This window comes from Natronomonas sp. (assembly GCF_046710025.1).
Classification (GTDB): domain Archaea; phylum Halobacteriota; class Halobacteria; order Halobacteriales; family Haloarculaceae; genus Natronomonas.
The window spans coordinates 1-10,131 of sequence record NZ_JBKEGK010000082.1; the positions used below are offsets into that span (position 1 = coordinate 1).

Here is a 10,131-nt window from a genome sequence, read left to right on the forward strand (position 1 = left end):
CGTCGTCGTCGCTGACGACGACCCCCGGTTAGCGCGATCCGTGGCCCGTCGTCCAGGCGCCGATCTGGTGTACCGCGATTCGGTCGGCGACGATCTCGACGGCTCGGTATCGGACCGGCTGTGTGACCGCGTTGACGCCGCCTGCCGCGAGGCGACCGCCGCTCTCAACGAACCGATCCTCGAGGTCGCCGGACTGTTGATGAGCGCGGCGCCGGACGAGGTCGGCACCCGAGTCGAGTGGGGGCTTCAAACGGTCGCGAAGGCACTTGGGGCAGATCGGTGTGCACTCTATGATGTCGGTGAACGTTCTCTCTCCCTGACTCACGAATGGGCCGAATCAGCATCGCTCGCACACGAGTCAGTCCCAAACACTGAGTTCCCGGGGTTCGAGTCGTCGCTTGAGCGGTTCGACCCGTTTGTGACCGCCGACCCGTCGGGAGACGGGGCACTCGGGTACGGCGGATCGTTCGTCGCGATCCCGGTCGTGATTAACTGGGATCTCGAATGGGTTCTGGCGTTCGGGGGCGTCCCTAGAGGGTCGGCCTCGGAGTCGGCGATGACGCGCTTGGAGACGTTCGGCACCCTGATCGGCCACACGCTCCGTCGGGACCGTCGCCACCGCGAGATCGAACGGCAAAACGAGCGGCTGGAACGCTTCGCGTCGGTGATCCGCCATGATCTCCAGAACCCGCTCAACGTCATTATGGGCTTTACCGATCTCGCGATGGAGACCGGCGAACAGGCCGAACTCGAACGGATCGCAACGGCGGCCGCCCGGATCGAAGCGATCCTCGAAGACCTCCATACGCTCGTCCGGGAGGCCGACGAACTCGGCGAGCGCGAACCGGTCTCGGTGTCGGAGCTCGTCAAACGTGCTCGTTCGACCGTCGATACGGGGACGGCGACCGTCGAGGTGGAGGATGTGGGCGTCGTGGAGGCTGACCCGGGGCGGCTCCGGCAGGCCTTCGAGAACCTCATTCGAAACAGCGTGGAACACGGTTCTACGGGCAATCGGACACCGGCCGACGACGCTGTCGAGCACGGCGGCGACGGCGTCTCGATCCGCGTCTCGGCGATGGCGGACGGGTTCGCGATCGAAGACGACGGCTCCGGGGTCCCGGAAGCCGACTGTGAGACGATCTTCGAGGAGGGGTACACGGGGGACGGCGGAACCGGCCTCGGGCTGTCGATCGTTCGGACGGTTGTCGAGGCGCACGGCTGGACGGTAGCGGCGACCAACTCCCCACTCGGCGGCGCGCGCTTCGAGATCAGCGGCGTCGAGTTCATCGATGCCGAGGCCCCAGCGGCGACCACGTCGTGACGCCGGCAGAGCGATCGGCCATCAGGACATAACCTCCCCGGCTGGGACCACGCAAGTATAACTAATCAAGCGGAGACTCCGCGACCTCAGTTGTGTGAGAACGTCACCAGTCCATCCCGCCGTTGACCGCCAGTATCTGTCCGGTCATGTAACTCGAGTCCTCGCCCGCGAGAAAGCGGACGATCCCCGCGACGTCCTCCGGGCGTGCGAACCGGTCGAGGGGAATCCGACGGCGGATCTTCTCTTTGACCCGGCCGGGAACGGTTTCGAGCATCCCGGTGTCGACAAAACCGGGAGCGACGCAGTTGGCCGTCGAGCCCTCGGCGGCCAACTCCAGTGCGAGCGTCCGGGTGAAGCCGAATAACCCCGATTTTGTCGTCGCGTAGTTCGCTTGCCCGTAGTTGCCCTGCTGGCCCACCACGCTCGAAACGTTGATCAATCGGCCTTCCTCGGCGTCCCGAAGATCTTCGAAGAGACAGTGAGTGCAGTTGAACGTCCCGCCCAAATTGACGTCCATGACGCGATCCCAGTCCTCCCGCGTCATCTCCTCAAAGCGCCTGTCGGCGGTGATGCCCGCGTTGTTGACCAACACGTCCACGGGGCCGAACCGATCGTGGACGGCCGTCCGCATCGACTCGACTTGCTCGTACTCGGAGACGTCGGCCCGGACCGTCATCGCCGAGCCGTCGGTCCCGTCGATCGTCTTGGCAGCCGCTTCCGCCGCCGCCTCGGAGGAGCGATAGTTGACGACAACGTCGGCGCCGTGACGCCCGAGTTCCGTCGCGATGGCGCGGCCAATGCCGCGTGAGCCCCCGGTGACGAGACAGGTCCTGTCTTCGAGCATGTGTCATCTGTCGATGGAAGCGGCAAAAGGATTGCTGATGGGGCGGAGGACTGTGCCTCACGAGCGAGGTCGCTGCCCGGCGTCGGGGACGGGGAAAGAGCGTCGGGAAGCGAGACGTTACCGATCGACGGTCGGCCTACTCAAGACGGTCGTCGATCTGCGATTGGAACTCCTCGATCCACTCGGACTCGGAGAGTTCCTCCATCCGATCTTGGAGGTGTGGCTCACAGAGGCCGACCTTGATGTGGTCCTTCTCGACCGCGACCGCGGCCTCCTCGTCACAGTAGTGACACTGCATACAATGTGGTACGTGACCGAGCAATTTGAACCCAGCGTTCGTGTCGGCCGGACGTCGGACGGCCGACGGACGGTCCCTCAAGCGACGGACGTATCGCGGGGAAACGTGGGTCGGGGGACGGTCACAGCGCGGCCCGGAAGGCGCGGTGGGCGTCGGCGTCCAACCCTGCCGCGCCGAGACGATACTCGTGGGCGTCGCTGCCGCCGGTGGCGAGGAGGTCCTCGTGCTCGATCGCCCGGTCGACGGCCCGCGAGTCGACGTTGTGGTCATAGGGGTAGAACCGTTCGACGGCGTCGAGCGCCGAGCAGCACTCCAACGCCGATTCGGGGTCGTCGTAGCGGTATGGGTGGGCGAGCGCGACGATGGAGCACGCGTCCCTGAGGGCGGCGACGCCCGCCTCAAACGCCGGGATATCGCGGGGGACATAGCACGGGCAGTCCCCGCCGATGAGTTCCTCAAAGGCCTCCGTGTAGCTGTATCCGGACGCCGTTGCGATGGCCTCGGCGATGTGCGGGCGGCCGATCCCTTCGCGGGCTTCGATCGGAAGCTCAACCTCGAGTCGCTCCTCGACGCGGTCGATGATCGTCGCACCACGCTCGACCCGGTCGGTCTGCAAGCGCTCGATCATCGACGTGAGTTCGGGGGTTCGCCGCGCGCCGTACCCGAGCAGGTCGACCTGCCCGCCGGCCGTTGCTACCCGAAGTTCGATCCCGTGAACGACGGTCAGCCCCTCGATCGTCGCGACCGGCGTCGGGAGATCGGGGTGGAGTCGGTCGTGGTCGGTCACGGCGACCGTCGAGACGCCGGCGGCGTCGGCGGCGTCAGGGAGCGTCTCGAGGGTCAACGACCCATCGGAGTTCGTCGTGTGCACGTGAAGATCGGCGACGACCATAGTTCGTGTTGGCGGCCGATAGTCAAAGCCCCGGCGCTTCGCCGAGGCGTAGTTGAATATAACTACTGGCCAATCCGGAACCGCCGGCTGACAGAGTGACCCGACTTCAGGCTTCCGAGAGCCGCCGCAACACGTCGCCGGCGTCGTCGAGCGCGTCGTCGAGCGCGTCGGCATCGGGGCCGCCGCCCTGTGCGAAGTCCGGCGGGCCGCCGCCGCCTCCGCCGACCCTATCGGCGAGTTCGCCAACGACTACCCCGGCGTTGATGTCGACGCCGTCGGGGACCGCAACGACGAACGTCGCGCCGTCGAGGCCGCTGCCGAGCACCGCCACGGAGCCTTCAGCTACGAGTGCGTTTGCGGTCGCCCTGAGCTCGTCCATGTCGGCGTCGACGCGCTGGACGATGGCGGTTGTGTCCCCGAGATCGACCTCCTCGCCGGCGTCACCGCCACCCTGTGCGCGGACTTCGGCGAGTTGCTCTTTGAGGGCCTCGATCCGCTTGCCGCGCTCTTTCCACTCCTCGAAGAAGCGGGTCGCAGTGTCTGGAACCGCTTGGGGGGAGACGTCGAACGTCTCCGCCGCCGAATAGAGGGCGTCCTCTGTCCGCTGGGTGGCCTCGATCGCGGCGTCGCCGGCCGCAAAGACGAGGCGTTCGACGCCGTCTTGGACGCGCTCCGTCGAGAGGATCTTGATCGTTCCGATGTCGCCCGTCCGGAGGACGTGGGTTCCGGCGCAGGCCTGGACGTCGTCGGCGACGTGGATCAGTCGCAGCTTCTCTCCCGGGGGGATCCCGCCCTGGTAGAGGTCGAAGCCGTGTTCCTCCTCCGCGTCTTGGCGGTCCGGCCACTCCTGTTTGACCGCGACGTTGTCGGTCACAACGTTGTTGGCGACGCGCTCGATGCGTTTGACCTCCTCGCGGGAGATGCGCTCGTAGTGGCGGATGTCGAACCGCGAGGAGTCGGTCCCCTTCTGTGCACCGGCCTGCCTGACGTGGTCGCCGAGCACCTGTCGGGCGGCATAGCCGACGATGTGAGTCGCAGTGTGGTGGGCCATCAGCCGCTTGCGACGGGTACCGTCGATCGCCCCGCGGACGAACTCGCCTTTACCGGGGTCCTCGTCGGTCCGATGGAGTATGACACCGTCGACCTCCTCGACGTGGGTGACATCGACGGTCGTGTCATCGGTCGAGAGCGTCCCCGTGTCAGCGGGTTGGCCACCGCCCTCGGGGTAGAACATCGTCTGGTCCAACACGACGTCGTAGCCGTCCTCGCGCTCGAGGATGTCGAGGACGACCGCCTCGAAGTCGGTCCGTTCGGGCTCCTCGTAGTAGAGCTTCTCCGTTTCCGGGAGGTCGCTGACGCGCTCGTCGGCATCTGCTTCGGTCCCGCCGTCCCCATCGTCGTCCGCCTCGCTGTGACGGGCGGCCACGAGCGAATAGAAGTCGTCCGGGATCTCGACGTCGGCCCCGTGCTCGGCGGCGATCTCCTCGACCATGTCGGGTTGGATACCGCGGCTGTCGTAGAGTTCGACGACCTCCTCTAGGGGAATCGGCTCGTCGCGGCCGGCGTACTCCTCGGCGAGCCGTTCGACCTGTCTGCCGCCGCGTTCGAGGGTGTCGCGGTACTTTTCGACCTCCGTGCGGACGATATCGCGGATCGTATCCCGGTTTGAGTAGTCGAGCCGTTCGGCCTGCATGTCGACGAGCTCGTCCAAGGGCGCGTCGATGCCGACGGTGTCGGCGAGCCGTTTCGTCCGCCGCAACACCATCCGCGCCAGGTAGCCGGTGCCGACGTTCGAGGGGACGATGCCGTCGCCGAGCATGTACGCGAGCGTTCGGGAGTGGTCGGCGATGGCGTAGATGTTCTCGAGCGGTTCGACGAGTGCGCGCAGCTCTTCGACGCCGACGCCGAGCGTCTCGGCGATGTCGCCGCGAGCGGCTTCCACGTCGTCGATGTCGTCGATATCGAGTTGGCCGGAGAGCCGCGCGGCCCGCCCGACGAGTTCGGTCTCTTCGTCGGTGTGGTCGATCCCGGCGTTGCGCTTCAGGAAAGTGATCATCTCGGGATACACCGCCTCGTACACCGTCGGTGTGCCTTGGGACATCCACGTCCAGCGTTCGAGCCCGTAGCCCGTGTCGACGATGTAGGTGTCCATGAAGGAGTACGTGTTCCCGTCCTTGAGTTCGTACTCGCCGTCGGGGTCTTGTTCCATGCACATGAAGACGAGGGTGGCGAGTTCGAGCCCTCGATAGATCACCTCGATGGCGGGGCCGGCGTTGCCGCCGCCGACCCACGGGTCCTCGATGTAGGTGACCTCGGAGACGTCCGCCCCGAGCGACTCGAGCAACTCATCGCAGTACGCGACGGTTTCGCTCTTCCAGTACACCTCGCCCTCGTAGGCGTACTGCTCGGGGTTATCGATGTCCTCGCGGGCGTTGAACGCGTGGTGGGCCATCATCTCGAAGGCCATCGTGTGTCGACCCGTCTTGCCGACGTTGTCGATGTCCTGCATCCGGATGCAGGGCTGAGAAACACACAGCGGGTTGGCTGGCGGCGGCGTCTCGCCGGAGGTGACGAGCGGCTGGAAGTCGTATATCGACGCCTGCGTCAGGAGAACGTCATCGCGCCAGCGATTCGCCGCGACCGGGTAGGGGTCGATCCGTTCGTGATCGTGCTCCTCGAAGAAAGAGAGAAACGCCTCCCGCATCCCGGAGAGGCTGTACTCCTCGTCGAAGCCCGGATCGTCGATGAACTCGTAGTCGGCGCACGGCGGCTCCCCGCACAGTTCCCGGTCAGGGTCCCGCGTCCAGAAATGCGCCCCACAGGAGGGACACTCCCTCCGTTCGAAACCCTCCTCGTGGAAGTACTCGAGTTGATATTCCTCGGCGAGTTCGCTCATTACACCTCGTTTGGCCCGTGATTGGCTAAAGGGTTTTCGAGTGTCCGAAGGGCGCAGGCAGCGACTACTCTGCGACGCCGTTGCGGCCTCCTCGCCACTTGTGAGCGCGCCGGATTAATCGTCATGGGTCGCGTCAGGTGACCGTCGTCACGGACTGTCTCGGGTGGACATCAGCCACGGAACACGTCGGAGAGCCTACTCGTCGTCGAGAGCGAGGACGTCCGCCTCGGTCGGCTCCTCGGGAAGGGCATCGATACAAGAAAAACAGAGGAAGTGTTCGCTTCCGTCCTCAAGCGTCAGCGTCATGCCGCCCGTTCCCGACGGATCGGACGACCAGAGGCCGGCGATGCCGCCGCCGATCGAAACGTCCTCGCCGCAGGCGTCGCAGGGATCTGTGGTCATAGGGGCGGTTCGGACCACGGGAACAAAAGCCGTCTGTCGTGGGGCGACAGAACGGGACGAAGACGCGAAGAGACGCCGGAAAGCGTGAGTCCCTCACTCAGGCGGGTGTAGGATCAGCCCGTCGACCAGCGCGGGGAGCGCGACGAGCGCGCCGACGCCAAGAGCGACCCACTCGGGAACCGTGGCGACGTGTCCCACGATCCACCCGGAGAGCAACACGAGCGGGATTGCCGCCAACAGGGCGTCGTATCGGGTGAACTCGGAGGGGCCGAGGCGCGACGGTTCGTCCGGAGCCGGACGGGCGATTTCGGGGATGTCTCTGTGTGATTGTTCGTTCGACACGGGAGTACACCTCCGTATGGTAGTAGTACCCACTCCGACTAAAAATTTTCCCAACGTTACATTCGATCCCACACGTTGTATTTTCATAAGTTATGGGGCGGGCATAATTGTACCAGCGGTACGAGGCGAATGCCGCGGGACGTGCCCCCGAGGCGATTCACGGCCAGTGTGCTGGGCGCCGAACGGCGGCCGGGACTTAAGATGCCCCGAACCGTTCACCCCGGTATGCGCGCGTTCGTGACCGGGACGGGACGAGCCCCTGGGCAGGGAGCGCTCCCGCGACGGTCGCAGGCGGCCCCGACACTCCCTCAACGGCGCATGGAAGTCGCCACTACCGGCGATTGGAGGGCACCCTGATGGACCCCGAGTACGGCGAGACGTGGGCCTACGAGAGCATCATCGGTGCGCTGCCGGGGATCGACCTCTCGGCCGGCGAGGCCATCGCGATACAGTTGGCCGTCTTCGAGGCATCGGTGCTCGCCTTGGCGTGGTACTACGACCTCCGGGCCGCGGCGATCGCCGGGACGGCCGCCGTCGTCGTCGCCGCGTTGGGAAGCGCCGAGATGCTCCGGATCAGCGCCGCTGCGCGCCGCCCGGAGACGCCCGAATCCTACCGACGGCTGCTGTTTGGCTCCAGCATTGAGGTCGTTCTCTCCGTGTTGGCGTTCATCGCGCTCATCACCCACCTGTTCGTCTTCGATACTCGGAACCCCGATCCGCTCGTCGAGACGCTGTTCGGGGCCGACCCGCCGACACTCGCGGTGTATCTCACGCTGCTCGTCCTGTGGGACCTCTGTTATCGGATCGCGACGGGCTGGTGGGTCGCGATCGTCGGGCTGTGGCGGTCGGTCCGGTACCGTTTCGACGGCCGGACGGCGGGGGTGCTCCGGCGGGCTGACCGGGAATCTGTCCTGTTCGGCCTCCTGCAGCTCCCGCTGTTGCCGTTCCTCACCGACCACCCGGTGTTGTTCGCCGCGCTCGCCGCTCACGTGAGTGCGGTGCTCGTCATCTCCGGGACGTCGCTCGTACTGTTGTGGCTCGGAGAATATCGGTAGGGGCGCGGATGTGAGCAGCCCCTACTGATCGGTCGCTGGCGTTTGCAACGCCGCCCACGGCATCTGCCGACCGCCGGTCTGTTACCGGACCTCCGTGTCCACCAGCCCGAACGCTGTCCCCTCGCCCTCAGCGTTGGCCCGCTCGTAGACGACGCGGGCGGCGGCGACATCCTGGATGGCGAGTCCCGTCGAGTCGAAGACGGTGACGCCGTCTTCGGAGGTCCGGCCCGACCGCTCTCCGGCGACGATCTCGCCTAACTCGGCGTGGAGGTCGTCGTCGGAGAGCGTTCCGTCGCTCCAGGGGACGTTTATTTCGCCGGAGTGAGTACACTGCTCGTAGTCGTCGATGACGAGTTTCGCGGACGTAACGACGTCCGCTGCGAGTTCGTTCTTTCCGGGTGCGTCGGCACCCATCGCGTTGATGTGGGTGTGCTCACCGAGGTCGGCGGCGTCGATGATCGGTGACTCGACCGGCGTCACCGTTGAAAGTACGTCACACGATGCGGCCTCCGCGGTCGACCCAGCCCGGACATTGAAGTCGTCGCCGAAGCGCTCGACAAACGCCCCGACTGCCGCCTCGCGCTTGTCGGCGACGATGACCGTCTCAACGTCGCGGACGGTCGCGATCGCCTCCAGTTGAGTGTACGACTGGACGCCGGCACCGACGATGCCGAGCGAACTCGCCCCGGGAACGGCGAGGTGATCGGTCGCGACGGCGGCGGCCGCGCCGGTCCGTTTCCTGGTCAGCGTCGTGCCGTCCATCACCGCCAACGGGAACGCGGTCCGCGGGTCGGAGTAGATCATCGTACCCATGACGGTCGGCAGGTCGTGGGCGTCGGCGTTGTTCGTGTGTGAGTTGACCCACTTGATCCCTGCGGCGTCCCACTCGCCCGCGTGCATGTACGCCGGCATCGACCGGAAGTCGCCGTCGTACTCCGGGAGGTCGATGTAGGACTTGGCGGGCATCCGGACCCGGCCGGCCTCGTAGGCGGCAAAGGCCTCTTCGACGGCGACGATGACCTCGGCCATGTCGGCGTTCTCGTCGACGTCGTCGGGGTTCAACAGTAGCGTCTCCATGCGAGAACGTTTCCGCCGGGCGTATTTATATTGACGGCGCTCAGTCAACGTGATCGGCACTGTTGAGCTGGAATAAAAAACGAAGGTCGAAAAGGCGCGGGCGAGAGGTCAGCAGAGCCGTGTGAGGCTTGGGGCGTCAGCGGAGCCGTTTTGGCTGTGGGCCGTGGCGCGGTTGGAGCGGGATGAACCGCGTGTCGTCGGCGTCGGTGGATTCGGTTTCGGTCGGTGCTGCGGCATCGAATGACGTGTTTCGGGTTGACATTGTGGGTTGAGTGAGTCGGTCTGAAGACGGTACCCGGTCGGCGGCTGTCACCCGAGTCGTACCAGCGATGTCATTACACCACCATTCAATGGTATCCTTAATAAATGTTAATGATTGTGTTCGGCTGGGGTCGGTTCCCCGCTCCGGCGGCTGTCGGGGACGTTCCGTCTTCGGTCGCCGTCGCGTGAATTTAAATACCGGAACGGGGCCAGACGGCCCATGTCGATCCGAACCATCGCCGGTGATTGTCTCGTCCGCTTTGAGGGGCGCCGCGAGCGAACCGTTCGGGGCCGAGTAGTGGTGCTTATAAAGCCCGACGATACCGTTCTCGTCCACGACATCGACGGCTACCAGCCCGCCGCGTGGCTAACCCGTCCGGAGTCGCTGTCCGTGAGGCGCGATCCGCTGTGGCTACTCGCCAGCGACGGCGCGGAGACGCTCCGGATCGACGCTGTCGGGGACGTCGTCGTCGCGGATCACGACGCCACGGACGCCGGAACGCCTGTCGGGACGTGTCGCTGCGGCGGGCAGTTGGTCCGATCCGGATCGGACGTCGCCTGCCTCGGCTGTGCCGAGCGGTTCGGTCTCCCGGACGGCGCGTCGGTGACCGAGTCAACGTGTGGCTGCGGCCTCCCACAGTTCCGGATCGAGCGCGGCGAGCGCTTCGAGTTGTGTCTCGACTACGAGTGCGGCTCGCTGCTTGAGGCCGTCCGGGGACGGTTCGACCGCAACTGGGCGTGTC

At 65.8% G+C, this 10,131-nt stretch carries 10 protein-coding genes; 3 read left to right on the forward strand and 7 right to left on the reverse strand.

The window, feature by feature from the left end; translation table 11 throughout:
• On the forward strand, nt 1–1,321 hold a 1,321-nt coding region (locus ACI944_RS07345), incomplete at its 5' end, for a sensor histidine kinase (protein ID WP_411718403.1).
• Nucleotides 1,322–1,424: 103 nt separating this feature from the next.
• Here ACI944_RS07345 and ACI944_RS07350 read toward each other — a convergent pair.
• From ACI944_RS07350 to ACI944_RS07375, 6 genes are all read right to left on the reverse strand, one after another.
• Complete coding sequence (locus tag ACI944_RS07350; RefSeq protein WP_411718404.1) at nt 1,425–2,165, reverse strand: beta-ketoacyl-ACP reductase; 741 nt, start codon at nt 2,163–2,165, stop codon at nt 1,425–1,427.
• A 136-nt stretch (nt 2,166–2,301) separates the two neighbouring features.
• Nucleotides 2,302–2,463, reverse strand: coding sequence for a DUF6757 family protein (locus ACI944_RS07355; protein ID WP_411718405.1), 162 nt, complete (start codon nt 2,461–2,463; stop codon nt 2,302–2,304).
• Between the two features lie 121 nt (nt 2,464–2,584).
• The gene (locus tag ACI944_RS07360) at nt 2,585–3,355 is read right to left on the reverse strand and encodes a PHP domain-containing protein (protein ID WP_411718406.1); all 771 of its coding nucleotides are present in this window, start codon (nt 3,353–3,355) and stop codon (nt 2,585–2,587) included.
• Nucleotides 3,356–3,461: 106 nt separating this feature from the next.
• On the reverse strand, nt 3,462–6,251 hold the full coding sequence (alaS, locus tag ACI944_RS07365) for an alanine--tRNA ligase (RefSeq protein WP_411718407.1): 2,790 nt from the start codon (nt 6,249–6,251) through the stop codon (nt 3,462–3,464).
• A gap of 195 nt (nt 6,252–6,446) precedes the next feature.
• On the reverse strand, nt 6,447–6,653 hold the full coding sequence (locus ACI944_RS07370) for a hypothetical protein (protein ID WP_411718408.1): 207 nt from the start codon (nt 6,651–6,653) through the stop codon (nt 6,447–6,449).
• A gap of 93 nt (nt 6,654–6,746) precedes the next feature.
• Nucleotides 6,747–6,995, reverse strand: coding sequence for a hypothetical protein (locus ACI944_RS07375; RefSeq protein ID WP_411718409.1), 249 nt, complete (start codon nt 6,993–6,995; stop codon nt 6,747–6,749).
• 356 nt (nt 6,996–7,351) lie between these two features.
• Here ACI944_RS07375 and ACI944_RS07380 point away from each other — a divergent pair, with 356 nt between their 5' ends.
• Complete coding sequence (locus ACI944_RS07380) at nt 7,352–8,050, forward strand: hypothetical protein (RefSeq protein WP_411718410.1); 699 nt, start codon at nt 7,352–7,354, stop codon at nt 8,048–8,050.
• A gap of 81 nt (nt 8,051–8,131) precedes the next feature.
• Here ACI944_RS07380 and ACI944_RS07385 read toward each other — a convergent pair whose 3' ends face one another.
• Entirely contained in the window at nt 8,132–9,127 is a 996-nt protein-coding gene (locus ACI944_RS07385; protein WP_411718411.1) for an ornithine cyclodeaminase family protein, read from the reverse strand.
• Nucleotides 9,128–9,608: 481 nt separating this feature from the next.
• On the opposite strand from ACI944_RS07385, the gene ACI944_RS07390 reads away from it, so the two are divergent.
• A partial coding sequence (locus ACI944_RS07390; RefSeq protein WP_411718412.1) for a DUF91 domain-containing protein occupies nt 9,609–10,131 on the forward strand: 523 nt, incomplete at its 3' end.

What these genes read in the sequence shown, in the direction of transcription:
- ACI944_RS07370 (WP_411718408.1), bottom strand. Translation starts at nt 6,653, where the DNA reads ATGACCACAGATCCCTGCGACGCCTGCGGCGAGGACGTTTCGATCGGC.
- ACI944_RS07350 (WP_411718404.1), bottom strand. Translation starts at nt 2,165, where the DNA reads ATGCTCGAAGACAGGACCTGTCTCGTCACCGGGGGCTCACGCGGCATT.
- alaS (WP_411718407.1), bottom strand. Translation starts at nt 6,251, where the DNA reads ATGAGCGAACTCGCCGAGGAATATCAACTCGAGTACTTCCACGAGGAG.
- ACI944_RS07360 (WP_411718406.1), bottom strand. Translation starts at nt 3,355, where the DNA reads ATGGTCGTCGCCGATCTTCACGTGCACACGACGAACTCCGATGGGTCG.
- ACI944_RS07380 (WP_411718410.1), top strand. Translation starts at nt 7,352, where the DNA reads ATGGACCCCGAGTACGGCGAGACGTGGGCCTACGAGAGCATCATCGGT.
- ACI944_RS07355 (WP_411718405.1), bottom strand. Translation starts at nt 2,463, where the DNA reads ATGCAGTGTCACTACTGTGACGAGGAGGCCGCGGTCGCGGTCGAGAAG.
- ACI944_RS07385 (WP_411718411.1), bottom strand. Translation starts at nt 9,127, where the DNA reads ATGGAGACGCTACTGTTGAACCCCGACGACGTCGACGAGAACGCCGAC.